The sequence below is a fragment of the Paenibacillus lacisediminis genome, from assembly GCF_046567315.2.
This window is the reverse complement of the sequence record NZ_JBKIAX020000015.1, coordinates 37310-61104: the sequence shown is the minus strand read 5'-3', so window position 1 is coordinate 61104 and position 23795 is coordinate 37310. Positions and strand designations below refer to the sequence as shown.

General features: G+C 52.8%; 27 protein-coding genes and 1 riboswitch. Of the genes, 16 read left to right on the top strand and 11 right to left on the bottom strand.

Going from position 1 to position 23795, the window contains the following annotated elements:
- Nucleotides 1-141: 141 nt before the first annotated feature.
- The gene (locus ACLD72_RS23985; protein ID WP_411001875.1) at nucleotides 142-417 is read right to left on the bottom strand and encodes a hypothetical protein; all 276 of its coding nucleotides are present in this window, start codon (nucleotides 415-417) and stop codon (nucleotides 142-144) included.
- A 107-nt stretch (nucleotides 418-524) separates the two neighbouring features.
- Here ACLD72_RS23985 and ACLD72_RS23980 point away from each other — a divergent pair, with 107 nt between their 5' ends.
- The gene (locus ACLD72_RS23980) at nucleotides 525-1241 is read left to right on the top strand and encodes a hypothetical protein (RefSeq protein ID WP_411001874.1); all 717 of its coding nucleotides are present in this window, start codon (nucleotides 525-527) and stop codon (nucleotides 1239-1241) included.
- Nucleotides 1242-1277: 36 nt separating this feature from the next.
- On the opposite strand, the gene ACLD72_RS23975 is transcribed toward ACLD72_RS23980, so the two are convergent.
- Nucleotides 1278-1910, bottom strand: a complete 633-nt coding sequence (locus ACLD72_RS23975) for a LysE family transporter (protein ID WP_411001873.1) — start codon at nucleotides 1908-1910, stop codon at nucleotides 1278-1280.
- Between the two features lie 150 nt (nucleotides 1911-2060).
- Between ACLD72_RS23975 and ACLD72_RS23970 the strand changes: the two genes are divergently transcribed.
- The 8 genes from ACLD72_RS23970 to ACLD72_RS23935 all read left to right on the top strand — a co-directional run bounded on the left by ACLD72_RS23970 (nucleotide 2061) and on the right by ACLD72_RS23935 (nucleotide 7906).
- Nucleotides 2061-2798, top strand: coding sequence for an MBL fold metallo-hydrolase (locus ACLD72_RS23970; protein WP_411001949.1), 738 nt, complete (start codon nucleotides 2061-2063; stop codon nucleotides 2796-2798).
- A gap of 4 nt (nucleotides 2799-2802) precedes the next feature.
- A complete protein-coding gene (locus ACLD72_RS23965) occupies nucleotides 2803-3369 on the top strand; it encodes a TetR/AcrR family transcriptional regulator (protein ID WP_411001872.1) in 567 nt (188 codons plus the stop codon).
- 640 nt (nucleotides 3370-4009) lie between these two features.
- Nucleotides 4010-4276 carry a YqkE family protein gene (locus tag ACLD72_RS23960; RefSeq protein WP_251595425.1) on the top strand — a complete coding sequence of 89 codons (267 nt, stop codon included), beginning with the start codon at nucleotides 4010-4012 and terminating at the stop codon, nucleotides 4274-4276.
- An 87-nt stretch (nucleotides 4277-4363) separates the two neighbouring features.
- Nucleotides 4364-4723, top strand: coding sequence for a hypothetical protein (locus tag ACLD72_RS23955; RefSeq protein ID WP_411001871.1), 360 nt, complete (start codon nucleotides 4364-4366; stop codon nucleotides 4721-4723).
- 74 nt (nucleotides 4724-4797) lie between these two features.
- On the top strand, nucleotides 4798-4989 hold the full coding sequence (locus ACLD72_RS23950; protein WP_128629958.1) for a helix-turn-helix transcriptional regulator: 192 nt from the start codon (nucleotides 4798-4800) through the stop codon (nucleotides 4987-4989).
- Nucleotides 4982-5563: a peptide deformylase gene (def, locus tag ACLD72_RS23945; RefSeq protein ID WP_411001948.1), complete on the top strand. Its 582-nt coding sequence runs from the start codon at nucleotides 4982-4984 to the stop codon at nucleotides 5561-5563. The genes ACLD72_RS23950 and def overlap by 8 nt, the downstream gene beginning before the upstream one ends.
- A 49-nt stretch (nucleotides 5564-5612) precedes the next feature.
- Entirely contained in the window at nucleotides 5613-6263 is a 651-nt protein-coding gene (gene deoC / locus ACLD72_RS23940) for a deoxyribose-phosphate aldolase (RefSeq protein ID WP_411001947.1), read from the top strand.
- Between the two features lie 350 nt (nucleotides 6264-6613).
- Nucleotides 6614-7906, top strand: coding sequence for a homocysteine synthase (locus ACLD72_RS23935; RefSeq protein WP_251595335.1), 1293 nt, complete (start codon nucleotides 6614-6616; stop codon nucleotides 7904-7906).
- Between the two features lie 38 nt (nucleotides 7907-7944).
- Here the strand turns inward: ACLD72_RS23935 and ACLD72_RS23930 are convergent, their stop codons facing one another.
- The 3 genes from ACLD72_RS23930 to ACLD72_RS23920 all read right to left on the bottom strand — a co-directional run bounded on the left by ACLD72_RS23930 (nucleotide 7945) and on the right by ACLD72_RS23920 (nucleotide 10830).
- Entirely contained in the window at nucleotides 7945-9279 is a 1335-nt protein-coding gene (locus ACLD72_RS23930) for an ISL3 family transposase (RefSeq protein ID WP_411001870.1), read from the bottom strand.
- Nucleotides 9280-9298: 19 nt separating this feature from the next.
- Nucleotides 9299-10480, bottom strand: a complete 1182-nt coding sequence (locus ACLD72_RS23925) for an MFS transporter (RefSeq protein ID WP_411001869.1) — start codon at nucleotides 10478-10480, stop codon at nucleotides 9299-9301.
- Between the two features lie 74 nt (nucleotides 10481-10554).
- Nucleotides 10555-10830, bottom strand: coding sequence for an ArsR/SmtB family transcription factor (locus ACLD72_RS23920; protein ID WP_411001868.1), 276 nt, complete (start codon nucleotides 10828-10830; stop codon nucleotides 10555-10557).
- A 356-nt stretch (nucleotides 10831-11186) separates the two neighbouring features.
- Here ACLD72_RS23920 and ACLD72_RS23915 point away from each other — a divergent pair, with 356 nt between their 5' ends.
- A complete protein-coding gene (locus ACLD72_RS23915) occupies nucleotides 11187-12587 on the top strand; it encodes a hypothetical protein (RefSeq protein WP_411001867.1) in 1401 nt (466 codons plus the stop codon).
- Here ACLD72_RS23915 and ACLD72_RS23910 read toward each other — a convergent pair.
- The 3 genes from ACLD72_RS23910 to ACLD72_RS23900 are packed head-to-tail and all read right to left on the bottom strand — an operon-like array spanning nucleotide 12584 to nucleotide 13681.
- Nucleotides 12584-12811, bottom strand: coding sequence for a hypothetical protein (locus tag ACLD72_RS23910; protein WP_411001866.1), 228 nt, complete (start codon nucleotides 12809-12811; stop codon nucleotides 12584-12586). The two genes, ACLD72_RS23915 and ACLD72_RS23910, sit on opposite strands and share 4 nt — an antisense overlap.
- Nucleotides 12808-13362, bottom strand: a complete 555-nt coding sequence (locus tag ACLD72_RS23905) for an HAAS signaling domain-containing protein (protein ID WP_458476185.1) — start codon at nucleotides 13360-13362, stop codon at nucleotides 12808-12810. The genes ACLD72_RS23910 and ACLD72_RS23905 overlap by 4 nt, the downstream gene beginning before the upstream one ends.
- Nucleotides 13349-13681, bottom strand: coding sequence for a PadR family transcriptional regulator (locus tag ACLD72_RS23900; RefSeq protein ID WP_411001864.1), 333 nt, complete (start codon nucleotides 13679-13681; stop codon nucleotides 13349-13351). Before ACLD72_RS23900 ends, ACLD72_RS23905 begins: the two co-directional genes overlap by 14 nt.
- A 330-nt stretch (nucleotides 13682-14011) precedes the next feature.
- Between ACLD72_RS23900 and ACLD72_RS23895 the strand changes: the two genes are divergently transcribed.
- From ACLD72_RS23895 to ACLD72_RS23885, 3 genes are all read left to right on the top strand, one after another.
- Nucleotides 14012-15952 carry a heavy metal translocating P-type ATPase gene (locus tag ACLD72_RS23895; RefSeq protein WP_411001863.1) on the top strand — a complete coding sequence of 647 codons (1941 nt, stop codon included), beginning with the start codon at nucleotides 14012-14014 and terminating at the stop codon, nucleotides 15950-15952.
- Between the two features lie 143 nt (nucleotides 15953-16095).
- Nucleotides 16096-17046, top strand: coding sequence for a thioredoxin-disulfide reductase (gene trxB / locus ACLD72_RS23890; RefSeq protein ID WP_411001862.1), 951 nt, complete (start codon nucleotides 16096-16098; stop codon nucleotides 17044-17046).
- 45 nt (nucleotides 17047-17091) lie between these two features.
- The gene (locus tag ACLD72_RS23885; protein ID WP_128629946.1) at nucleotides 17092-17328 is read left to right on the top strand and encodes a glutaredoxin family protein; all 237 of its coding nucleotides are present in this window, start codon (nucleotides 17092-17094) and stop codon (nucleotides 17326-17328) included.
- Between the two features lie 83 nt (nucleotides 17329-17411).
- Here ACLD72_RS23885 and ACLD72_RS23880 read toward each other — a convergent pair whose 3' ends face one another.
- Nucleotides 17412-17609 (bottom strand): hypothetical protein, encoded by a 198-nt coding sequence (locus ACLD72_RS23880; RefSeq protein WP_251595352.1) that lies wholly within the window; start codon nucleotides 17607-17609, stop codon nucleotides 17412-17414.
- Between the two features lie 306 nt (nucleotides 17610-17915).
- On the opposite strand from ACLD72_RS23880, the gene ACLD72_RS23875 reads away from it, so the two are divergent.
- Nucleotides 17916-19025 (top strand): transglutaminase domain-containing protein, encoded by a 1110-nt coding sequence (locus ACLD72_RS23875; protein ID WP_458476184.1) that lies wholly within the window; start codon nucleotides 17916-17918, stop codon nucleotides 19023-19025.
- Between the two features lie 70 nt (nucleotides 19026-19095).
- Here ACLD72_RS23875 and ACLD72_RS23870 read toward each other — a convergent pair whose 3' ends face one another.
- Both ACLD72_RS23870 and ACLD72_RS23865 read right to left on the bottom strand, forming a co-directional pair.
- On the bottom strand, nucleotides 19096-20559 hold the full coding sequence (locus ACLD72_RS23870; protein ID WP_411001860.1) for an amino acid permease: 1464 nt from the start codon (nucleotides 20557-20559) through the stop codon (nucleotides 19096-19098).
- A gap of 143 nt (nucleotides 20560-20702) precedes the next feature.
- Nucleotides 20703-20903, bottom strand: a riboswitch (Lysine riboswitch).
- Between the two features lie 127 nt (nucleotides 20904-21030).
- The gene (locus ACLD72_RS23865; protein WP_411001859.1) at nucleotides 21031-22179 is read right to left on the bottom strand and encodes a virulence factor; all 1149 of its coding nucleotides are present in this window, start codon (nucleotides 22177-22179) and stop codon (nucleotides 21031-21033) included.
- 248 nt (nucleotides 22180-22427) lie between these two features.
- On the opposite strand from ACLD72_RS23865, the gene ACLD72_RS23860 reads away from it, so the two are divergent.
- Both ACLD72_RS23860 and ACLD72_RS23855 read left to right on the top strand, forming a co-directional pair.
- Nucleotides 22428-23393, top strand: coding sequence for an MBL fold metallo-hydrolase (locus ACLD72_RS23860; protein WP_411001946.1), 966 nt, complete (start codon nucleotides 22428-22430; stop codon nucleotides 23391-23393).
- Between the two features lie 90 nt (nucleotides 23394-23483).
- The gene (locus tag ACLD72_RS23855) at nucleotides 23484-23669 is read left to right on the top strand and encodes a hypothetical protein (protein ID WP_411001858.1); all 186 of its coding nucleotides are present in this window, start codon (nucleotides 23484-23486) and stop codon (nucleotides 23667-23669) included.
- Nucleotides 23670-23795 lie beyond the last annotated feature (126 nt).

Genomic DNA, 23795 nt, shown 5'->3' with positions numbered 1-23795 from the left:
CTTGTGAAGTATACAATTTATCCTGTTATAGAGGGCGAAAAAATATGGTTATACGAGCAGCCTAAACCGGGAAGTATATTTATTTTGTCTCTTCTTTTTCTTGTATTTTAAAAATTTTCATTACAACAGATGTTCAATTTTTTATTGTTCTTTGTTTATAGAAAATAGCAAGTACAGAACATAGACAATAAGAGTTAAAATAATAACCTCTAAAAAGACTCTGGTAATGTCTATTTGATAAAATGGAACGTATCCATCAATGGTAGTAGTATCTTGTACTTTCCAAATAGGTACATATACCATTGAATCTATTGTGCCATTTGGCCCCCATTTTCTTATTGCAGGAACCTTTAACACTCCGATTATGACAAGTGATATTAAATAAAATATAAGTAAATATTTTTTGATTTTTTTCATTTATATTCCTCCATAGTTATTTATTCCATAATATTACAAATATCACATACAATAACCAGCTTCCATTATATACTAATAATGTAATATAAATAAAAGGAGGAAGCAAATTGAAAAAAAGATTTCTGTTGTCAATGTTGTCGTTGTCTGTTTGCCTGGCTTTCTTACCAATGACTTCTTATGCGGAGCCAAGAGAAATCGTTAATTCTACAGGACAGTCGGTTATTGATTTAAACACCGATGCTAATGCAGAAAGAGTTCCCGAAGAACTATTGAAGCAAGCCAACTTGAACGAAAGCGCTAAAATAACTATTACTGACATAAATGAATTAGAAAAAATAGCTAAAGAGGAAGGGATGGATGAAATCCCAGTTAGTATTGAGTATGAATATATTCCCAATGATATTAATAGTGTAAATCCTAACACCGGAAATATCATTAAACCGCAAGCAGATTACCCGAGAATAACAACTTGGGATCATGGAAATGGACACTATGACAAACAAAAGGATTTATACAAAGAGTTTTATGTATACGGACCAGATGATTTTGAAATTTCCGAAACCACTAAAGATTATAATAAATGGGATGGGACTTTTGGTATTGTAAAAAAAGATACGTTAGAAGCTGAAATAGGCTTTGAAATAGGCCATGAGAACACTCTTGATTGGAAGAGTACAACCAAAATCAAAGATGGAGAAAAGGTACGTTTTCAATTATATAAAACCCACCATTGGGTGACATATAGCCTTATCACTGAATGGAAAACCTATAAAGGAGAGGCATATGAACCTAATGGTACGTTGATAAAGAAAACAAAATATTGAAATTACTTTCGTCAGGCCAGCTATTGCTGGCTTTTTTTATCGATTTAATACCAGCAGGAGCGCAGCTTCGTAACCGAAGTACAGCCCAAAGCCGATCAGGGACAGGCCGGACAATACGGAGATGACGACGAGAATCCGGTTGGTCAGAAATCTGCGGAACATGCTGGCAAACCCGGCCATCGTCAAATCCCAAAGGATCAGGCCGGTAATGATGGCGCAGCTGTTGACAATCAATTCAGGCTTTCCGGCGGTGGATGCCGCCTGGGCCAGCACTGAGCCGTAGATGCCAAGCCAGAACAAAATGGACAGCGGATTGCTGACCGACATCATAAATCCGGACAAGAGAGATTTCATCAGCGGTTCGCCGCCCCGCATTTCATTCAGCTCAACTTTCCCCGCTTCCTTCAAACTTTCGATACCGGTGTAAGTTAGGATGAAAAAGCCGAACAGCCACAGGAATGTTTTCATAAACGGGGTGTTTAAAAAATGAACGACGCCGAAATAAACGAGCAACATGTATAAAATATCGGCCGCCAGCGCCCCGATTCCCACCAGCCAGGCGTGGAAAAAGCCGCCGCGGATGCCTTTGTCGAGTTGGGCTGCATTGACCGGACCGATTGGTGCGGACAGGGATATACCCAGCAGCACGTAGCTGATGAAACTGTGCATTCCAATTTCCCTCCAGACTGTGATTTATCGTGCTTGTACATCTTATTCGCAAGACGCGGCTAGTACGACTTAAAAAAACGGTTGAAAAACTAATAGTATTAGTTTAAATTAAAACTAAATACTTTAGTTTTTGGGAAGAGGCGATTAATGATGAGAATCCGTAAATATGAAAAGTTAACGCAGTTGTCGTTCCTGCCGCGTTTTTTTCCGGTCAATTGCTATTTGGTTGAGGAGGAGGATGGCGTCACGCTGATCGACGCCGCTTTGCCTTACAGTGCCGAAGGGATTTTGCGGGTGGTGCAATCGACCGGCAAGCCGCTTGCCCGCATCGTGTTGACGCATGTTCACGACGATCATGTGGGGGCGCTGGACGCGCTGAAGGCGAAGCAGCCGGACGTTCCGGTGTACGTCTCGGCCCGGGACGCCCGGCTCATGAGCGGCGACGTAACGCTCGATGAAGGCGAGCCGCAAACGCCGATCCGCGGCGGCGTCCCCAAGAAGCTGAACACGCGCGCCGACGTCTTGTTCACGGACGGAGAGCGGATCGGTTCTCTGCTCGCCGTGGCCTCGCCGGGGCATACGCCCGGCTCGTTTTCGCTGCTGGACACGCGCAGCGGCGCGCTGATCGTGGGCGACGCCTTCCAGACGCGCGCCGGCATTGCGGTCAGCGGCACCGTCCGCCCGCTGTTCCCGTTCCCGGCGCTGGCCACCTGGAACAAGCCGGCCGCGCTGGCCAGCGCGCGCAAGCTGGCCGCTTTGAGGCCTGCGCTGCTGGCGGCCGGGCACGGCGATGTGCTTGAGCGGCCGGGAGCCGCAATGGAGCGGGCGATCCGGGCGGCGGAGCGCGCCGTTTCGGACGGCGCGCAGCACCGGCAGCGGGAGGTGTAGCGGCATGTCGCCAAGAATCGGTCTTGACAGCACCGCCGTATTGCTGGCTGCCGTAGAGGTGGCGAACGCCGAGGGAGCCGCTGCCGTCAGCATCTCATCGGTCGCCCGGAAGCTGGGGATCCGCCCGCCTTCCTTGTACAATCACGTCAGCGGGCTGGAGGAGATCCGCGCCGGGCTGGCCAGATACGCGCTGGAACGGCTGTACGACCACATCGTGGGCGCGGTCGGAGACCTCAGCGGCGAACATGCCATCCGCCGCTTTGCCGACGCCTACCTCGCTTTCGCGCACGAGCACCCTGGGCTGTACGAGGCCGTGCAAATGGCCCCGGGCCCGGAGGACCGCCAGCTGCAGGAAGCCGGCAACCGGCTCGTCGAGCTGACGCTGCGTTATCTCGGCTGCTATCCGCTGACCGAGGAGCAGGCGCTCCACACCGTTCGTGGCCTCCGCAGCCTCATACACGGCTTCGCTTCGCTGAAGCGGCAGGGAGGCTTCGGATTGCCGCTGGAGGTGCGGGACAGCCTGCATTTCAATCTCGATCTGCTGCTTGGGGGACTGGAGCGGCTGGAATAGAGATTCTTCCGTCATTCCATCCATTGACAACCTTACGGGGGACGGTGATAATTTAGGCATAAACCAGTGGATTGCTCCGGAAGTAATCGGCCGTAACAGGTTTCAGCCTAATTGGTGACTGGAGATTGCGGCTTGTTTAGAGGCCTGCTTGCGGCTTGCTTGTGGTTTGTGTAACATTCTAACATTTTAACGGATCGCAGCATTTATTTCGGTGAAACCAGTACATTTTCTAGTCACAAATATTCTAACGGTTGCCACAAGCGCTATTTGCTCCAAAAACGTTGATTTCAAATTGTAACGGTTGCCATGGCGCTTATTTCACGGAAATCCGGCTATTTTGCTTAGATTCAGGCAAATAACGGCACCCACAACCGTTAGAATTTAAAAAAGCTCTTATTTCGTAAAATAGCCGCTGCTACAACCGTTAGATTCCCGGGAAGCTTTTACGGGAAATCCTGAGCTAAAGTTAATGCAACTAAGCTCACTCAGGTCCGTTAGCGAAGGTCATAAAATAAAGGACACCGCCCCGGTACAGGCCGGTACCTCCCAAATACCGCGTCAGTGCTAAACCGGATTGGAAGCTAACGCGTTTTTGGAGCTGTTTGACGGCGAGGTTGGAGAGGAAGTGAGGTGAAACATGATGGGAAAGAAGAAAGGACAACGCCCCGCAGCAGCGGCAGCGGCGTCCTCTGCGGATAAACCGGCAACGCTGAAAGACTTGCTCGGCGCAGGCACGATCGCCAAGCTGAAAGCTCAGGCCGAAGAGCTGAAGAAAGAAGAGGAAGATCGCAAGACGCAGGCTCGCATTCAGGCCGAAGCAGCGCGCCGGGCCGAGCAAAAGCGGCTGGACAACGACTTCGAGCATTTGCTGAACACAAGCGAAATGGACTGGCACAAGTTTAAATGATGAAGTTTAGGCGATAAGGGATTTATTTATAATCGCATTAATAATCGCATTTATAAGCGCATTTATAAGCGGGGTGTGACGGAGCGGGTGGATCATTTGTGGCTGTGGATCGTGTTTTTTCTGGTCATCGTAGGGCTCGGTATGTTCAACCAACAATTCAAATATTCGGCCAGGCTGCGGGAAAACTATGAAGAGCTGAGCGCTTTGGCCGAGCGCACCCGGAAAGGCCGCACGACCAAGGCGGACTTGAGGCGTTGGGATGCTGCGCTGAAGCGTCTCGAGAAACATCCGAGCGAATACAACAAGCTGGACCGGGAGATCCGCCTTCGGGAAGCTTATGTCCGCTATCTGGAGCAGCATTATCCGGAGGATGAGCGGCTGCCGCAGCTGCGGGAAGCGGCCGGATTTCAAAAGGACTCGGTCTGGGGCATCAAATTCAAATCCTGACTGGGCTTTGACAACCAAGCCAGGCCCGTGTTACCCTTAATTAGTCCAAAACTTTTGACATTTGGGTGATGCCCATGAACAATAAAATCAAGCAGTTCCGCAAGCGGCTGGGGTTAACCCAGCAACAGCTGGCCGCCGCCTGCGGCGTTGCCAGACAGACGATCAACAGCGTCGAAAACGACCGGTACGATCCAACGCTGGAGCTTGCGTTCAAGCTTGCGTTTATTTTGCAGACGAAGGTGGATGAATTGTTTATTTATGAGTAAATTCAATAGCGACTATTTCATTACGATGGATGACATCGTTCGCGAAGGAGCGCCGATTTTGCGCGTTGTGACCGAGCCGGTCAGCATTCCCCCCACCGAGGAGGACCGCGGGGAAATGGCGGCGATGCTGCGCTTTCTCAAAAACAGCCAGGACCCGGAAACGGCGAAAAAATACAAGCTGCGCGCGGGCGTAGGTTTGTCGGCCAATCAAATCGGCCTGAACAAGCGGATGTTTGCCGCCCTGCTGACCGATGATCAGGGGCAGGACCGGGAAATCGCCATGTTCAACCCGAAAATTGTCAGCCATTCGACCGCGATGATTTACCTGCCGGAAAGCGAAGGCTGTCTGTCGGTGGACCGCCCGGTGCAGGGCTTTGTGCCACGTTACGAGAAGGTCCAGGTCAAAGCGTATGACGAACAGGGCAACGAGGTGAAAATGCGGTTCAAAGGCTTTGACGCGATCGTCATGCAGCACGAAATCGATCACTTGAACGGGATGATGTTTTACGATCATATCAATCAAGAGCACCCGTTTAAGCTGCCGAGCGGCGTGCAGATTTCCAGTCTGTATTAAAGGAATCAAGAACGGAGGAGTTCATTTGTCAACGACATCGATTGCCGCCATGGTCGACCATACCCTGCTGAAGGCGGAAGCGGGACGAGCAGCCATTCTCAAGCTGGCTGAAGAAGCGAAGCAATACGGATTCGCTTCGGTTTGCGTCAATCCGGTTTGGGTGGAAACGGCCGCGGAGGCGCTAAAAGGTTCACCGGTTAAAGTATGCACGGTCATCGGCTTTCCGCTCGGCGCATCGGCGCCGGAAGTGAAAGCGTTCGAAGCGGCCCATGCGATCCGTCAGGGGGCCGGCGAGGTCGACATGGTCATCAATATCGGCGCTTTAAAAGACGGGAACGACGAACTGGTCGCCCGCGATATCGTCGGCGTCGTAGAGGCCGCAAAAGGCAAGGCGCTGGTGAAGGTCATCATTGAGACCTCCCTGCTGACGGAGGAGGAGATCGTCCGCGCCTGCCTGCTTTCCGTTTCGGCCGGGGCCGACTTCGTCAAGACGTCGACCGGGTTTTCGACGGGCGGAGCCACGGTGGAAGCGGTGGCGCTTATGCGCAAAACGGTTGGACCGGACGTGGGCGTAAAAGCTTCCGGCGGTGTCCGCACGCTGGCCGACGCGGAAGCGATGATTCAAGCCGGAGCTACGCGCCTCGGCACGAGCGCAGGCGTGGCAATCGCCCAAGGCCAAAGCGGCGCGAGCGACTATTAAGCAAGGCGGCTGCTGACGAGAGGGCGCAGGACAACAAACGATAATACAGGGGGCTATTCCCAAGCGACCGCGGGAATCAGCGCCCTTTTTTGCACAGGCGTTTAGGAAATTTTCAACTTTGTTATCCCGGGTTGAACTTTTTTGAGAACCCGTTTCCCGGTCTCGCCGAAGGGGAACCGCTGCTGGAGAATGCCTATTTTGTGCGGAAATTCAAGGGGATGTAAATAAAATATATAATTCAGATAAAAATTATCGGATTTCCTATTTTCAAACGTCATGAGATGTGAGAGAATATGAAAAAAACATCGTCATCTCATCATTATCGAGCGATTTGAAGGAGGAATTTGTCCATGTCTGAAGAGCGTCAATACGCCCCCGAAACCCTGGCGATCCATGCCGGGCAGGAAATCGATCCGACCACGTATTCCCGGGCGGTGCCGTTGTACCAAACGACTTCCTACGGTTTTCGCGACACCGAGCATGCCGCCAATTTGTTCGGCCTGAAAGAATTCGGAAACATCTACTCCCGCATTATGAATCCGACAACCGATGTGTTGGAGAAACGGGTGGCGGCGCTCGAGGGAGGAGCCGGCGCGCTGGCGACGGCTTCCGGTCAGGCGGCGATCACGTTCTCCATTTTGAATATCGCCGGCGCCGGGGATGAGATCGTGTCATCGACTACGCTGTACGGCGGCACCTTCAATTTGTTCTCGACGACGCTGCCGAAGCTTGGCATCAAGGTCAACTTCGTCGATTCCTCGAACCCGGACAATTTCCGCGCGGCCATCACGGACAAAACGAAAGCACTTTACGCCGAAACGCTCGGCAACCCGAAGGGCGACGTGCTCGATATCGAAGCGGTGGCGGCGATCGCCCATGAGCACGGGATTCCGCTGATCGTCGACAATACGTTCCCGAGCCCTTATCTGCTGCGCCCGATCGATTTTGGCGCGGACGTCGTCGTGCATTCGGCCACGAAGTTCATCGGCGGGCACGGCACATCCATCGGCGGGATCATCGTCGACAGCGGCAAATTCGACTGGTCGGCGAGCGGCAAATTCCCGGGACTGACGGAGCCGGACCCGAGCTATCACGGTATCGTCTACACGGATGCCGTCGGCCCGCTGGCGTACATCATCAAAGCGCGCGTCCAATTGCAGCGCGACCTTGGCGCTCCGCTGTCGCCGTTTAACGCCTGGCTGCTGCTGCAGGGGCTGGAAACGCTGCATTTGCGCGTCGAACGCCACAGCCAAAACGCGTTGAAGGTGGCGCAGTATCTGGAAGCCCACGACAAGGTGGAGTGGGTCAGCTATGCCGGGCTGCCGAGCCATGAATCTTACCAGCTGGCGCAAAAATATTTGCCGAAAGGACAGGGCGCGATCCTCACCTTCGGCATCAAGGGCGGCGTAGAAGCCGGGCGCAAGCTGATCGAAAATGTGAAGCTGTTCTCACACCTGGCCAATGTCGGGGATTCGAAATCGCTCATCATTCATCCAGCCAGCACGACGCACCAGCAGCTTTCGGAAGAGGAGCAGTTGGCCGCCGGCGTCAATCCGGAACTGGTCCGCCTGTCCGTCGGCACGGAGTCGATCGATGATATCCTGTACGACCTGGAGCAGGCGATTGCCGCCAGCCAGAGATGATCGGACATATCAAATCGGATTTTATGGTGGAGAAGGGCTTATAGCTGGCCCTTCTCCAATTTCTCGATCAAGGTGGAAAAATCGATTCCCAGCAAGATTATTTCTTCTGGCTCACGAACAACTCCAATAGGTGGCATATTAAGCATCGGGAAGTTTTCCTCCCGTAGATCGTAGCTATCAAACCGCCTCTGGTACTTAGGCTTACGTTGCTTTTTAAGTCCCTCCGTAAAGAGTATTTTGGCTCGTAGGGCTTCAAAAGAGTATCCCCTGCCTAAACGATTAATGACTCGAATAAGGCTGTTTAGAGACTCCGTATAAGCGTTTGTACTGCGATGGTCGAAGTAGGCAAATATTTCCTCTTCCCAGTTCTTCATAGCCTTTGTAAGTGGTTCAAAAGCGGATTGCAGTTCAGTTGGTATTTTAGCTTTCCATTCGTTGTATTTAAGGAATGCCGTCTGTCTGCTATCACATTCCCAAATATCGAAATATGATTCCTTTAAGTCATAAGCAGTGCCGAGAGAAGGATGATTCTTTGTCCAAAGGTCAAGCGTAATTTTATCCATCTCTGTAAGCGCTATATGGCGTTTTAGGAGGATAAAACGGTCGTGCATCAGCCCGCGGCGTTCTTTTGGCGATAATCCTTCTCGGAGTTGCTTACGAATGGTTTCTAACGCTTGGTTTGCCATACGGACAACGTGAGACTTATCGACGATGATAAGAGCTTTTGGCAATATAGCCCTCACGGCGTCCTTATACGGTTGCCACATATCCATTGTGACATATCGTATTTGTCCTCTATTTGGAAGGCGTGAGAGGTAGCCTACAACGGTTTCCTTGTTACGATTGGGCAAAACATCTAACAAAGTACGTTCCTCAATGTTGGTTAAAACGCATCTTGGCTTAATAATGTGTATTTCGTCAATCCCAAGCCAATTAGGAGTTTCAAATCGATGCGTTTCTTTAAGACGATTGATGTAATCACGAAAGATGTTACGTATCGTTTTTTCATGCAATCCAACATCCTCGGATATGCTGACAAACGTGCGTTTAAGGCTTTGCTTCTCTATATAAGACAATAATCGTTTGGTACAGTTTCGCTTTTCGTCTATGGTGTGGTCTAAGTGTTCCCAAAAGGTTCGATTGCAGTCTCTACAGCGATACCTCTGACGCTTTATAAGAAGGCCTACACGCTTGCCGTGAATAGGCAAGTCCATACAGATCTGTTCCCTGATATCGTGTTTGTAGAGCTTGGCTATACATCCACAATGAGGGCAAGCCAAAGGTGGAGAGTTCGTCACCACTTGTATTAGAAAACCAAATTCATTCTCACTAATACTTAGGATGTTGAATTTTGAAAGATTTAGAATATCCATATGAATTTCTTCTATGCATTTATGATGCAAACTCCTTCTTTGTTTTCGCGTGACTGGTCAAAATACCGCTGAATATGAAAGATAACAACGAACCGGCAAAGCATATAGCCGCAAACATGCCTACGGCGGAAAAACCGTTAAAAGTCGCGTAAATCAGGCCTGCGACCCAAGAACCGAGCGTTGTCGCAGCGTACATGATTGAATTGGCCAAGCTGGAGATCGTGCCGCGGATGGTTGGATTTAATGAATTCAGCATTCCCAATATTAGGGGAAAAGCGATCCCCATATTAACGAATATGAAAAAGTAAACACTTTCGAAAGCCGCAACTGATGGCAAGTGAGGCAAAACAATAAAACATGCGATAGAGACAAGAAAGCCCACAACCAGCGTATTGAAACGGTTTAACGTTTTGATCACATAGGCACCGCCGAAGCTCCCGACTATATTCCCGAGACCAAGAAAAAACATCACGTACCCCGCTTGATCAATTGAAAGGTAAAAGCGATCCGTCACCCATTTTCCAATGAAAGAAAAGGCAGCAAAGAATCCACATTGAAATAAGAAATGAGCGAGGAAAGCCTTTCTCGCCATTCGGCTATTCAATAGTGGGATGTATCTACTGAAAATCGGAGTCTTGGTTTTTTTGCCTTGATTCGGTTTCATTTCGCGCAAAGCATAGAAGATGAATACTGCTACCAATAATGCACATGCACCGATTGTAAAAAAAGGATAATACCAATGGGTTGAGGCAAGCAGACTTCCAATAGGGATGCCGAACGCTTGGGAAGCAGCCAAGCCTGCCATGACGATTCCTGATACTTTGGCGATTTTTGACGTTGGAAACAGAGTAGGGATCAAGGCCCAGACTTGAGGCGCCGTAAATGCTGCGCTGACTCCGGCTAAAAAACGGAAGAAGAACATCGACCAAAAACCTGTGGCAAAACCGCATAACATGGTTGAAACCGAGAAGCAGATCATGCCGGAAAGCATTACTTTTTTGCGATCCCATCCATCGGAAAGCGGACCAGCAATCAGTGCAAAAATGGCATAACCTAAAGCATAAGACCCCACCATCCAACCGGAATATTCGGTCGGGATATGAAACAAGTCCTGAAGAGTGGGGATGAGCGGAGAAATCAAAAACGTATCCGTACCAATAACAAACATGATGAGGAAAAATAAAGCAGTTAATTTGATCATTCTATTCACCCTTTGTAGTTAGTTCTATAGTTCAAAGATTATTGAACTAATGAAAAAAAAAAAAGAATTTCTTTCTACAATGTATCCAGAAATCCAGGTAAGTAAGTTTGAAATGTCTCCAAATCGATGCTCATATACTTCGCTTGGGCTTCTTTTCGTACCTTGATCAATTTCGCCTCCTTTAAAGCACGCAAGTGATACGAAGTATTCGATTTCGTAGTATCGCGAATGTCTCCTACTTCTCCACAATTCATCTCCTTCCTGCTGGTGTATAGAGCTCGTATGATGTCCAATCTTGTTTCATCGGCTAATGCCTTGAATATTTTGACTCTGAGTTCATCGTTTATCATTTTTTGAGTAGTCATAAAACCATTGTACTAAGATATCGCTACAAATCAAGTCTTTAGAAAAATACCACCATATTCTCCGATTTTTAAGTGAAATGTTTTGATTTTGTCTCCACCATAAAATCCGAATACCCGCAAAATGTAGGACACAGATGCACTTATTTACCTCAAATCGGCCTGGATGAAGGGGTTTAGAGCGAAATAGGGTCATGTGTGTCCGTTAGGCTGGGAAAAGTAGAAGTTTGAGCCACATCCTTATTATGAAACAAATGGCAGCGCAGCCGCGTTTAAATTGTAGACAGCGTAGGGTTTAATGAATCCTTGAGGTTGTTTGCACACGTTTTGAGGAGGTTATTTTTTTGAAAAAGATAAAATGGCTGCTCCCGGCTGCGGCTGCCGCCGGACTGCTGCTGGTGAGCTGCTCGCCGGCAAACCGTCCGGTTAACGGGGGAGAAAACGCAACGCGGGACGCGTCCCAGCAGGTGCCAGGGAATGCGTCGTTGCCGGCTAATCAGGGAGAGGCAATACCCGTAAAAGGAGCTGAGCAAGGTGGAGCACAGGAAACGATGTCGGCACAGAGCGTTAAGCTGGCAAAAGGAGAATTTAGCGCAAGCCGTAATGCGAAGGGAGAACTTGTCGCAGTTCCGGCCGGCCTGACGGATTATAGCATCGACTACGGGGCGGTGGTTGAGCTGGAGGGACAAACGTTGGTGATGGCCAATGTATTTTATGGGGACGATGATGTGATCAAAGTTCTGCTGTCCCATAAAACGGGCGAAGACCAGGTGAAGACCGTCTGGAGCGAGGGGATCACGGACACGAACAACCGCTGGTATAACGCGTTTATCGGGCAACTGCTCGTCAAAGAGGATGAGGAGCGGGTGCTGTTTTTGGAGCCGGAAATCATAGGTCAAGGCGGAAAGTATCATCTTTCCGAGTATAATGTGCGGACGGGGAAAATTACGCGGATCAGGGAAGATTTTTGGCCGCTGCCGGAGGATTATGACTATATTTATCAATACCATTGGGACGGCGAGCGGAAGAAAGTGTTTTTGCAGAGCTACTTGGGTTTGGTGAGAGTGTTTGATTTGCAGGGCGGGAAAGATGATGCTCCGGACCGGTTGTTCCGGGTGATTCCGCACTCGACGACCGGGGCTCCGTCCTTGTTTCTGTCGCCTGATTTTAAACGGTTTGCTCACGACGATGAGAGCGGAAAGGTGACTTTCTATGATATAAAAGGCGCTGCGCTCGGGAAAATCAAGCTATCTGAGGACAAGTATGTTCCGTCCGAAAAAATCAAGTGGAATCCGTCCGGTTCGATCGCTTGGATGGAGTCTTCTCCGGGGGAGCATAGCCGGATTAAAGACATCGATATCGACTATTTAAGCATTGCCCCGCAACGCATTGATTTCTACGACAGAGACGGGGGCGCTTTGGGATCGATTAAGGCGGATGCGGGGGACGACCGCGCGCTCGATATCGCCGGCTGGCTTGATGACTCCACCGCGCTCGTCAAGTCCTACCGGTTCGAGCCGGACGGCAGCATTACTTATGGGATGGTAGAGAAGGAACCGGCCTATTTCTACTACGATGTTCACAAGAAAGAAAAACGGCCCGCGAGCGAGGCGGATCTGCCGGAAATGCTCCCGGCGAAGGCGCGCACGTCATGGTCACGGATGGAACCGCACACTTCAGAACCGCAAACCGGGGTCGTTGTAGAACGGAAAGAAATCGTGTTTCCTAAAGAGCAATACTCCTAGTAAGTACTTTTGAGCTTTCTCGTAACAGTGCCGTTCAAGTCATTCGGCGTTTCCTGCCGGTCACGGTCCGGAGCGTTCTGGCTTCCGCCCTGCTCTCGAGCCGTTTCCTTGTCTTCCTGAAAAAGGCTATATGCCTTAAGTGTATCCGCTTTGGGAAAGGTGACGATGGTTCCGATCAGCCCGATGAGCAGCAAGCCTATGGCAAAATAGACGATTTTTTTCATAGCGAAACGCTCCCCTGAAATCCGGATTTATTTTTGACCAACCGTAAGATCACGCCGTATAGCCGCCCAGCAAGCTGTCTGAGGCCCACGGCAAGCAGGATCCCCAGGCTAAACAACGTCATGGTTGCGAACAAGTTGAAAAGAAATAACTCGAATCCGCGCTGGATCAAGGAGATGATAATCAACAGCGGACTAAGCAGCATAGCGACAGCGATGATGCTGAGAGAGGCGGCCAGGAGCAGCAGGATCGCTACGGGCAAGGCAACGGCGAGCATACTGATAAAGCTCATTCCAGCGGCCCGCAGCACCGCGCGCATCACATTGGCGAAGCTTTTCTTGTTCTCGGCAACCGAAATACTGTAATCGAGCAGCAGTTCTTTGGCCAGCAGTGAAGGCGTCCCCAGCTTTTTAATGATTTCTTCCTCGCTTTTCCCGGCGGCTGCGCCTGCCTCGAAATGCTCCTCATAATCGTACAAAATTTCTTTGCGCTCCTCCGGAGGTATGCCGATCAGCAACCCTTCCAGGGTGCGCATAAATTCAGTTCTCCCCATGGCTACTCGTCCCTTCTGCGATAAAGTCATCAACCGCCTTGGCAAATGGCATCCATTGCGCGATAAGCTCGGCAAGCTGCTCCTGCCCCGGCCCGGTGATCGAATAGTATTTGCGCGGCGGCCCTTCCGAAGAATCGGACAAATAACAGGTCAGGTAGTTGTCTTTGGTCAACCTGCGCAGGATGGGGTAGAGCGTTCCTTCCGCCAGTTCGATTTTTTCGCTGATTTTCTGCGCAAGCTCATAGCCGTAATAGTCCTTTTGGGAAATCAGAACGAGCACGCAGAGCTCCAGCGCTCCTTTTTTGAACTGTACATTCATTGGCAACACCTCGGTTAACACGGCAGGATACGGATTGGAAAATGCAACAAATAGATTTTATTCAGTACTGGATATTATCCACTAGACGATCTTAGTATAGTATTCTGTACTGAATAATGCAACATACCATTTACATACTGAAGCATTTAGTTTAAAATGAAAGTAAAGTTTCGTTAACCCAAAATTATTGTACCAATACAAAAATGATTATCGTTCTCAATTGCATGCTGCTCCGGGAGATCCCGGGGCAGCATGTGCCATTTTTAGGGGGTTAACAATAGTATTCATTCTCAATTAGCGATGACATCCAACATGAAGGGGGAAATATTTATGCGTGCTGTTCACCAAACCTTGCCTGCCGCCGCGAAGCCATCGGCCAATTTGCCTGATCCGGGGAGACGGCGCCGTTCTTCACTGCTTCGTCTGCTGCGGCATCGGGAAATGCTGCTGGCTCTCGCAAGCGGAGCGCTGATGTGCGCCGCTTGGGGGCTTCACGGCTGGCTGCCTTTGTTGTCGATTGTTCTTTATATAACCGCTTATATTGTCGGCGGGTACGTAAAAGCGCGGGAGGGGCTGGCCACCTTATTTAAGGACAGGGATCTGGACGTAAACTTGCTGATGATCGCCGCCGCGCTTGGAGCGGCATCCATCGGGTATTGGAACGAAGGCGCGATGCTTATCTTCATTTTCGCGTTAAGCGGCGCGCTGGAGTCGTTTGCCGGCGAGCAAAGCCGCAGGGACATCTCGGCGCTGGTCGCGATGAAACCAGAAACGGCCCTGCGGATCGATGCGGACGGGATGAAGGAGGTCGCGGCCGAGACGCTGCTGGTCGGGGATTTGGTCCTGGTAAAACCCGGAGAGGTGATCCCGGCCGATGGAGTTGTGAGCAGCGGGGGTTCTTCCGTCAACCAATCCGCGATTACGGGGGAGTCGCTGCCGGTGGATAAACGCGGCGGAGACAACGTATTTGCCGGAACGATTAACGGTGAAGGGGCGCTGTACGTAGAGGTGACCAGTCCGGCGGAAGGAACGCTGTTTGCCAAAATCATCGCCCTCGTGGAGCAAGCCGAGCGGGAGGTGCCGAAAACGGAGCGCTTCATCAAGCGGCTTGAGGGTGTTTATGCCAAGACGGTGCTCGCAGTGACCGCAGCGCTGATTGCTCTGGCTCCGCTGATTTTGGGATGGAGCTGGCCGGCGGCTTTCTATAAAGCGATGGTGTTTCTCGTCGTGGCCTCGCCTTGCGCGCTCGTTTCCTCCGTTATGCCGGCGATGCTGTCGGCGATGTCCAAAAGCGCGAGAAAAGGTGTGCTGTTTAAAGGCGCCGCCTATATGGACCTGCTCAGCGGCGCGCGTGTCGTCGCCTTCGACAAGACCGGCACGTTGACGGAGGGAACTCCGGCGGTTACCGAACTGTTCGTAGCCGAAGGGTATGACCGGATGCAGGTGCTGGCCGCTTGCGCGGCGGCGGAAAGCTTGTCCGAGCATCCGCTGGCCGAGGCGATCGTGCGCAAAGCCGAGGAAGAGGGACTGATGATCCAGAGCGCGGATGAACTGCAGGCGCTGCCCGGCTGGGGCATTGAGGCCAAGATCGGCGGCGAGGTATGGAGGGTCGGCAAGGCGGATGAAGACGATCCGAAGCTGCCGCCCGAGTTCGCCGAACGGATGCGGGCCTGGATCGCGGAAGGGCATACGGTTTCTGCGATTCAAGCCTGCGAAGACTATGCCGGGCTGATCGCATTGCGGGACCGGATCCGCCCTCAAGCCAAGGCGGCGATCGACCGCCTGCACCGGCAGGGGATCGCCACCGCAATGCTGACCGGCGATCGCGGCGGTACGGCCCGCGCGGTCGCCAGGGAAGCGGGGATCGATCTTGTGTACGGGGACCTGCTGCCCCAGGACAAGGTGGAGCATGTGAAGGCGCTGCGCAGCCGTTACGGCAGCGTCGTCATGGTCGGCGACGGCGTCAATGACGCGCCAGCGCTGGCCGCGGCGACGGTCGGGGTGGCCATGGGCGGCGGCGGAAGCGCCGCGGCGCTGGAGGTTGCCGACGTCGTGCTGATGAACGACAGTCTGGATCGGGTCGCCGAGGCGATATCGCTCGCCCGCCGGGCCCGGAGAATCGTCAAGCAAAATCTTGTTTTTGCCGGGGCGGTGATCCTGCTGCTGATCGCGAGCAATTTTCTGCACGGCATCCCCCTGCCGCTTGGCGTCGTGGGGCATGAGGGCAGCACGCTGCTCGTTATTCTGAACGGGCTGCGGCTGCTCCGATAGTTCTTCATCATTCCTTCATTTAAATTTCACCGAACCGTTCCGGTACGCTTGTTGACACCATGCTGTCGTTTTAACATAATTGAAGTAGATCATAGATTTACCATCTTGATAGAAAAAACGGTCACTTTTAGGAGGATGCCATTATGTATAAATCGATTATTATCGGTACCGGTCCGGCCGGACTTACGGCGGCCATTTATCTGGCCCGCGCCAACTTGAACCCGCTGATCATCGAGGGACCGCAGCCGGGCGGACAGCTGACGACGACAACGGAAGTGGAAAATTTCCCGGGTTTTCCGGAAGGAATCATGGGCCCGGAATTGATGGACAACATGCGCAAGCAGGCCGAGCGTTTCGGCGCGGAGTTCCGCACAGGTTGGGTTAACAGCGTTGATATGAGCAAACGTCCGTTCAAGCTGCAAGTGGAAGGGATCGGCGAACTCGTTACCGAAACGCTCGTTTTGTCGACCGGCGCAACGGCCAAATATTTGGGAATCCCCGGCGAGCAGGACAATGTCGGACGCGGCGTAAGCACCTGCGCGACTTGCGACGGATTTTTCTTCCGCGGCAAGGAAATCATCGTCATTGGCGGCGGTGACTCCGCACTGGAGGAAGCAGGCTTCCTGACCCGTTTCGCGTCGAAGGTGACGCTCGTTCATCGCCGCGATGAGCTGCGCGGTTCGAAGATCATGCAGGATCGCGCCCGCGCGAACGAAAAGATCGAAATGGCGCTGAACCGTACGCCGCTGGAAGTCATCGCCGGCGAAAACGGCGTAACCGGCCTGAAGGTGCGCAACAACGCGACCGGCGAAGAAGAAATCATTGGCGCGAGCGGGGTGTTCGTCGCGATCGGCCATCAGCCGAACACGGCATTCCTGGGCGGACAAATCGACACGGACGCGAACGGTTATATCGTGGTTAAACCGGGTACGTCGGAAACGAACGTACCGGGCGTATTCGCTTGCGGCGACGTGCAGGATAACCGCTACCGCCAGGCGATCACCGCCGCAGGCAGCGGCTGCATGGCCGCGATCGACTGTGAGAAATACATCGAAAACCTTGAGCATGAAACGGTCGCCGCGGCCGCAAAATAAAATAAGCGGAAGAAATCAGTTCCGGATCGGAAGGGAGAAATCATCATGGCAAATGTGATTGTATACACCAGCACCAATTGCCCTCACTGCAAACAAGTGAAAAGCTTTCTGAGCGACAAAGGCGTCGCTTATGAAGAGCGCAACATCGAGCAAAACGACGATTACGCGCAGCAAGTTTGGGACATGGGCATGCGCGCCGTGCCGGTCACGGTGATCGGCGAGCACCGCATTCTGGGCATGAACAAAACGCAGTTCGATAAAGCGCTGGCGGAATTGGCGTAAGTTCAGCCGAAATCAAAAAGAGCACCGCCCTTGGAGCCTGAACGGCCAATAAGGACGATGCTCTTTTTTTGTCCCATCCAAAATCAATTCAACCACCCGGAGATCAACTGAAAGATCAGATAACCGGCCACTCCGCAGCCGATGAGGGTGAATCCGGCCTTTTTCCGGCCCTGGAACAACCGCATCACCCCCAGGCTCACCAAAGGGGCGATCAGCAGCAAGAAAAACATGACGGCAACAAACATTTCAACGGAAATATCGGAAGTATCCACGATGGTCATGAGTAAACGCATCTCCATATAAACGATTTATCATTTTTTCGCTATGATGTATATCACAAAATGCTATGTTTTTTATTATACTTATATTTTTCAAAAATTGTAATGTGTGAAAGCGGCAAAATTGAGGCGATATTGCGACTTCCCGGAGAACACCCCCAGGGACGAGGGTTCGACAAAACTAGTAAACTTTTTTATCGGAAGCTATGGTACAATAATTGCGTGATGCTGGAAAAAGCTATCAGGGTTTGATGCACCGACAACAAGCCAGGTTTGGAGAAGGAGCTGTTGGTTGTGGAATGGACATCCATGAGAAAATTTGCTGCAGCGGGAATTGCCGGTTCATTATTGTTCGGCACGGCATCGGGCGAATGGAAAACCACAATAGCTTACGCTACGCCTGCGGCATCCAGCGTAACATCGGCCGAGGACATACAAGACAAATTGGCGGCAGGGCTCAAAGCCCGCCAGCCGCAAATCAAACTGTTATATAAAGGGAGTACGGCAAAGCTGGAAAGCCTGATGAGCACGGCCATGAACCAAGCTTTGGACCAGGATCCCTATACGAAATACGTGGTGAACCGCTATTCCTACGAATGGGAAGGAACGTCGGAGTTCGCCACGGTTTCGGTTAAATTTCAATACCGGGAGACGTTGGAGCAATCGAACTATGTTTTCGCGAAAATAAAGAATATCGTGGCGGAAATCATTCAACCGGAAATGAACGATCACCAAAAAATCAAGGCGATTCATGACTATGTGGTGCGGTATTTGAAATACGACCAGGATTTGCAGAAGTTTACGGCCTACGAAGGTTTGATAACCCGCGAAGCCGTCTGCCAGGGTTATGCGCTGATGACTTATCAGATGCTGCAGGACGCGGGGATTGATAATTTAATTATCGAAGGAAAAGTGAACAATACCGCGCATGCCTGGAATCTGGTGCTGCTCGACGGCAAATGGTATCATCTTGACACGACTTGGGATGATCCGGTGCCGGACGGGGGCGACCGCGTGCGTTATACTTATTTTTTGCTGACGGACGAGCAGATTCGGAAAGACCACAGCTGGACGCTTAGTTATCCGGCTGCCGCGACCGCTTACCGGGACGTGTTAGGCTCGCTGATTACCGCAGGTGGAGGGAACACCGGATACTATAAGGAATTATATAAAACGCTGGGATACGATTTGTTTGATGATGGCGCGCTTGTGACGAGCAGAGAAGGGATCCGCAGCAAGGTCGTCGAAGCCCTGAACGACAATCGGTCTTCGGTCACCATCAGATACGGCGGTTCGCAGCAGAGCTTGCTCCGCCATCTCAGAGAGCTTTATACCCTAAATCTTCAAAACATCAAGTATAACGAGGAACCGCTTGAAGGCACAAATGATTTGAAGGTTGAAATCTCTTGGGAGAAATAGCGTCTAATATGCAAAACCGGCTTCACGGGAGAAAGAATTCTTCCATGAAGCCGGTTTTTTTGGTGAGGCGTTAACGTTGATCCGGTATTTCGAGATCGCATTTGTCCAGCGGGATCAGCTTGGACTTTTGCGTCCATTTGTACCCGAGCCACACGAGGAGGAACAACGGCACGCTGATATAGGAAACAACGACGCCGTACCAATCGATCGTTTCGCCCGTGAAGGCGGACAGGTTTTGCCCGAGAATAACGATAAAGCAAAGGATGAAGGCGAATATCGGGCCAAACGGGAACCAGCGCGCTTTATACGGCAGATCGTTCAAGTCGCGGCCTTGGGCCACGTAGGCCCGGCGGAACCGGTAATGGCTGATGGCGATACCAAGCCAGGTGATGAATCCGCACATGCCTGAAGCGTTCAGCAGCCAGTTGTAGACGACCCCGTCGCCGAACAGCGAAGCCAAGAAAGCCAGCATACCGACGAGCGTCGTGACGAACAGGGCGTTCATCGGGATGCCGCGCCGGTTCAATCTGCCGAGGAATTTCGGCGCCTTGCCGCGCAGGGCCAGGGAATAAAGCACCCGCGAAGAGGCGTACATCCCGGAGTTGCCGGCCGACAGCACGGAAGACAAAATGACCGCGTTCATGACCGAAGCCGCAAAGGCGAGACCGGCTTTTTCGAACACCAGGGTGAAGGGGCTGACGCCGATGCTTTCCAGACCGCTTTTGAGCAAATTCGGATTCGTATAGGGGATCAGCAAACCGATGACGAGAATGGCCAGAATGTAAAAAATCAGAATCCGCCAAAAGACCTGCCGGATCGCCCGCGGCACATGCTCGCGCGGGTTGTCGCTTTCCCCGGCGGCGACACCGACCATTTCCGTGCCTTGGAACGAGAAGCCGGCCGCCATAAATACGCCGAGGAAGGCGAAAAATCCGCCGCTAAACGGCGCATCGCCGATAGTGAAGTTGGTGAAGCCGACCGCTTGACCGCCCATGATTCCGAAGATCATCAGCACGCCGACGACCAGGAAGATGATGACGACGGTGATTTTGATCGTGGCAAACCAATATTCCGATTCCCCGTAGCCTTTGACCGACAAAATGTTGAGCCCGAGGATCAAGGCTAAGAACAGCACGCTCCACAGGAAGGAAGGGCTGTTCGGGAACCAGTATTTGATAATGAGCGTGGCGGCCGACAGTTCGGCCGCGATCGTAATCGCCCAGTTGTACCAGAAATTCCAGCCCATCGCGAAGCCCAGTGAAGGATCGACGAAACGGGAGGCGTAGGTTTCAAAAGAGCCGGAGTCCGGCATATACGTCGCCAGCTCACCCAAGCTGGTCATCAGAAAATAGACCATGATCCCGACCGCCGCGTAGGCGAGCAGCGCCCCGCCCGGACCAGCGGATGCGATGGCGCCGCCCGAGGCCAGGAACAACCCTGTCCCGATCGAACCGCCCAGGGCGATCATCGTCATGTGGCGGGCTTTTAACCCCGGTTTCAGCCGGCCGCCCGTCTCTGTTTTTTTATGACTCATGAGAAAAACACTCCTTCGGTATCCTTATTTTCCTTCGGCACGGGGCCGAAGCTGCATTCAGGTAAAGGCCGAGGCTTGGAGCGAGCAAAAAAGGGCCGCGGAAAGGATTCCGCGGCCTGTATATACCGTGTATCCCACCATACCATGAAGATAGCTCAACACGAAATTCCCCGGGTGACGGGAACCCTCGTGACAGTTCTGTCCCTTTCGGCAACAGCCCCAGCCTACAGCCTTAGAAGCCGGCGTATAAGCTTCGGCGACGGTGCCTTTCCAACCGGATTCCCTGGCGGCTTCTAAGCGCCTCCTCCGGTGTACTCTTCACAATCGCGACCTCTACCTCACCGTAATGATGAGGTTATTTATTCACTTTGCACTTGAACACATTTTATTAGTATAGAACAAGGGCGGACAGACGGGCAATGCCAAAATATAGACAATCTGCCCCGCCGCAGCGAACATTCGGTGAATTTTTTAATTTCGGGCTTCGCCGCGATCCCGGTTCGCCATTTGCTGCCAGACCGTGCCGGCGGCCTGTTCGCCCGATTCGATCCGCTCCACGGCCATTCTCGCCTGCAGGCCGACCTCGAACTCGGGATCGTCTGCCGCTGCCCGCAGCGCCTCCAGCGCATCGTCGGTTCCGACCTCGTACAGGAAGCGGGCGGCCCGCCAGCGGACCAGCTTACTGCTGTCCCGCAGCGCCGCGATCATCGGCCCCGTGGCTGCGGGATCGCCGATGTCGGACAGCGTGTCGCCGGCGGTGCGCCGCACGGCGGCGGAGGAGTCGCGCAGCGCTTCGTACAGCAGCTCCATCGCCTCCGGCGTCCGCACGTCGCCGAGGTAGACGACGGCGAGCCGGCGGAGCTGCATCTGCGAGTCGCCCAGCGCCTGGGCCAACAGCGGCAGCGCCTCGGGGCCCGGCTGCTGCAGCGCCTCCAGCGCGGCGTAGCGGATGCGCCAGTCGCTGTCCGTGAGCCGCTCGCGGATCTCGTCCAGGCTCAGCTCGCGCCGCTGCTCGACGAACTCCGTCTCGCTGCGGCCGTGGGCGATCGCCTGGGCGACAATCCCCGCAAGCCGCTCGGGCGGATACGCCGCTTCCAGCTCCTGCTCAACCTCACGGGCGATCTCCGCGAGCTCCCCGTAGCGCACGCCGTAATCGGTCAGCTTGCGCTCCTTGATCAGCGTGGCGCTGGCCACCTCCGTAACCGCGTTGACGAACCGCGCGGACAGGGAGATGCGCTCTTCCTTGCTTCCCGCCTTGACCCGGATTTGCATCGGAATGCCGCGGAAAAACTGCACGAATACCTGCGCTTCCCCATAGGCGGCCGCCTCGTCGCTATCCGGGCTCCAGGCGGATTCAACGCCTTCCTGGCCGAATTGCTGTTGCACCTCGGACAAGATGGCGGCCCAGTCGGCGCTGCCTTTCCGGTCCAAGGCGACGAAATCGAGGGTATGGAACACGCTTTTCACTCCGGGAATGCCAAGCAGATTGCGGATCCAGGCAGGAGCGGAGCGTTCATTGTCGGGCGTATATGTTTTTCGAATCCCCGGCTCCAGGCTTTCGTCCAAATGCAGCTTCATCGTATTGGGGCTGGGCGTCGGTTCGATAAATACAATTTTCATAAAAGTTTCACATCTCCTTTCCCGTCTATTGTACATCAACGTTTCCGTTTGCCCAAGCTTTTCGTCCGCCGCTATAGACCATCGCCTTGGCTGTCCATCTAGGCAAAGGAATAAAAAGGTACCCTAGCGACACAATAATCTTAGTACATGACATATATTATTCCAGCAACCGGACTTGGCGAATTTGGCTTGCCGCCGGGATTGTTTTAGAATGGAAAGAAAGAAATCGGAGAGGAGCACCTGGATCCATGCCGAGAACGCGCTACAACAATCTCGATAACGTAACCACAGACAAAACGTTGAAGCAGTTCAAGCAATGGCGGGAAGAGCGCCGCAGCAAAAAAAAGGACTATTCCTACGTTATACCCCATTCGCCGCCGGACCTCGATTATTTGCGGCAAAACCGGCGGGACAGTACGGTAACCTGGATCGGACATTCCACTTTTCTCATTCAGTACCGCGGACTTAATATCGTAACCGATCCGGTATGGGCTTGGCGCATGGGATTGACGCGGCGGCTGACCAAGCCGGGAATCCCGATCGAAGATGTCCCGGACGTCGACGTCATTCTCGTTTCGCACTCCCATTATGATCATATGCATATCGCCTCGATTCGGCGTTTGTACGGGAGCGGTACGCAGCTGCTCGTGCCGGTTGGCCTCGGGGCCAAAATGATCCGCAAAGGCTTTGCGCGGACGCGGGAGATGAGCTGGTGGGAAGACCTGCAAGTGGGGGACGCGAAAATCACGTTTGTGCCGACCCAGCATTGGACCCGGCGCACCCCGTTTGATACGAACACGTCGCATTGGGGCGGCTTTATTCTGGAGCCGGCGGCGCCCGAACAAGGCGGCCAGGAACAAGGCGGCTCAAAGCCGCAGGTCATTTATTTTGCCGGGGACAGCGGGTATTTCCGCGGTTTCCGGGAGATCGGCGAGCGGTTCGATATCGATGTGGCGCTGCTGCCGATCGGGGCGTACGAGCCGGAATGGTTCATGACGAGCCAGCACACCACGCCGGAGGAGGCGCTGCAGGCATTCGTCGACTGTAAGGGCAAGCTGATGGTCCCGATGCATTACGGCACGTTTCGCCTCGCCGACGATACGGCGCGGGAAGCGCTCGACCGCCTGGAGGCGGACCGCAAACGCCGCGGCATTCCCACGGAGACGGTGCGGGTTCTGCACCATGGCGAAACGCTGCGGCTGCCGGAGTCATGAGGGAAATCGCGCTGCCGGCTGCAGCGCAAAATGAAACCCACCGGACAGGCGAAATGCCTGCGGTGGGTTTGCTGCTTGTCTTGGGGGGGCATGGGGCGCGAAGATAGCGGTACAAAAGGTCGTTATTTTGCCAGGGAAGAGGGCTCGGCACAAATAACGGAATTTTTTACCGTTATTTATGGCAGGCGAAAGCCTGAAAGTGCATTTTTCCATGATTGGTGGAAAATAGGAACCAAAAATGCCTCTATTCCGCCGGAGAGGGGCAAAATATGCTAAATAGCGCCCAAAATTACCGCTATCTCCGTCGTAAATCGTAATGACGCCGTCCAGGCCCCAAATAACCGCCTTCTAAGTCTGGTTCATCTGCGCAAGAAGCGGCCCTGCTCGCTTCGTATGCGAACG

Excerpts from the sequence above, each read along its gene's own strand:
- ACLD72_RS23865 (WP_411001859.1), bottom strand. The coding sequence starts at position 22,179 with ATGAAAATTGTATTTATCGAACCGACGCCCAGCCCCAATACGATGAAG.
- ACLD72_RS23965 (WP_411001872.1), top strand. The coding sequence starts at position 2,803 with ATGTCGCCAAGAATCGGTCTTGACAGCACCGCCGTATTGCTGGCTGCC.
- ACLD72_RS23960 (WP_251595425.1), top strand. The coding sequence starts at position 4,010 with ATGGGAAAGAAGAAAGGACAACGCCCCGCAGCAGCGGCAGCGGCGTCC.
- ACLD72_RS23920 (WP_411001868.1), bottom strand. The coding sequence starts at position 10,830 with ATGATAAACGATGAACTCAGAGTCAAAATATTCAAGGCATTAGCCGAT.
- ACLD72_RS23900 (WP_411001864.1), bottom strand. The coding sequence starts at position 13,681 with ATGAATGTACAGTTCAAAAAAGGAGCGCTGGAGCTCTGCGTGCTCGTT.
- ACLD72_RS23860 (WP_411001946.1), top strand. The coding sequence starts at position 22,428 with ATGCCGAGAACGCGCTACAACAATCTCGATAACGTAACCACAGACAAA.
- ACLD72_RS23905 (WP_458476185.1), bottom strand. The coding sequence starts at position 13,362 with ATGGGGAGAACTGAATTTATGCGCACCCTGGAAGGGTTGCTGATCGGC.
- ACLD72_RS23970 (WP_411001949.1), top strand. The coding sequence starts at position 2,061 with ATGAGAATCCGTAAATATGAAAAGTTAACGCAGTTGTCGTTCCTGCCG.
- ACLD72_RS23985 (WP_411001875.1), bottom strand. The coding sequence starts at position 417 with ATGAAAAAAATCAAAAAATATTTACTTATATTTTATTTAATATCACTT.
- ACLD72_RS23975 (WP_411001873.1), bottom strand. The coding sequence starts at position 1,910 with ATGCACAGTTTCATCAGCTACGTGCTGCTGGGTATATCCCTGTCCGCA.
- ACLD72_RS23880 (WP_251595352.1), bottom strand. The coding sequence starts at position 17,609 with ATGACCATCGTGGATACTTCCGATATTTCCGTTGAAATGTTTGTTGCC.
- ACLD72_RS23870 (WP_411001860.1), bottom strand. The coding sequence starts at position 20,559 with ATGAGTCATAAAAAAACAGAGACGGGCGGCCGGCTGAAACCGGGGTTA.
- ACLD72_RS23925 (WP_411001869.1), bottom strand. The coding sequence starts at position 10,480 with ATGATCAAATTAACTGCTTTATTTTTCCTCATCATGTTTGTTATTGGT.
- ACLD72_RS23855 (WP_411001858.1), top strand. The coding sequence starts at position 23,484 with ATGGGGCGCGAAGATAGCGGTACAAAAGGTCGTTATTTTGCCAGGGAA.
- ACLD72_RS23875 (WP_458476184.1), top strand. The coding sequence starts at position 17,916 with ATGAGAAAATTTGCTGCAGCGGGAATTGCCGGTTCATTATTGTTCGGC.
- deoC (WP_411001947.1), top strand. The coding sequence starts at position 5,613 with ATGGTCGACCATACCCTGCTGAAGGCGGAAGCGGGACGAGCAGCCATT.
- def (WP_411001948.1), top strand. The coding sequence starts at position 4,982 with ATGAGTAAATTCAATAGCGACTATTTCATTACGATGGATGACATCGTT.
- ACLD72_RS23895 (WP_411001863.1), top strand. The coding sequence starts at position 14,012 with ATGCGTGCTGTTCACCAAACCTTGCCTGCCGCCGCGAAGCCATCGGCC.
- ACLD72_RS23910 (WP_411001866.1), bottom strand. The coding sequence starts at position 12,811 with ATGAAAAAAATCGTCTATTTTGCCATAGGCTTGCTGCTCATCGGGCTG.
- ACLD72_RS23930 (WP_411001870.1), bottom strand. The coding sequence starts at position 9,279 with ATGGATATTCTAAATCTTTCAAAATTCAACATCCTAAGTATTAGTGAG.
- trxB (WP_411001862.1), top strand. The coding sequence starts at position 16,096 with ATGTATAAATCGATTATTATCGGTACCGGTCCGGCCGGACTTACGGCG.
- ACLD72_RS23885 (WP_128629946.1), top strand. The coding sequence starts at position 17,092 with ATGGCAAATGTGATTGTATACACCAGCACCAATTGCCCTCACTGCAAA.
- ACLD72_RS23950 (WP_128629958.1), top strand. The coding sequence starts at position 4,798 with ATGAACAATAAAATCAAGCAGTTCCGCAAGCGGCTGGGGTTAACCCAG.
- ACLD72_RS23935 (WP_251595335.1), top strand. The coding sequence starts at position 6,614 with ATGTCTGAAGAGCGTCAATACGCCCCCGAAACCCTGGCGATCCATGCC.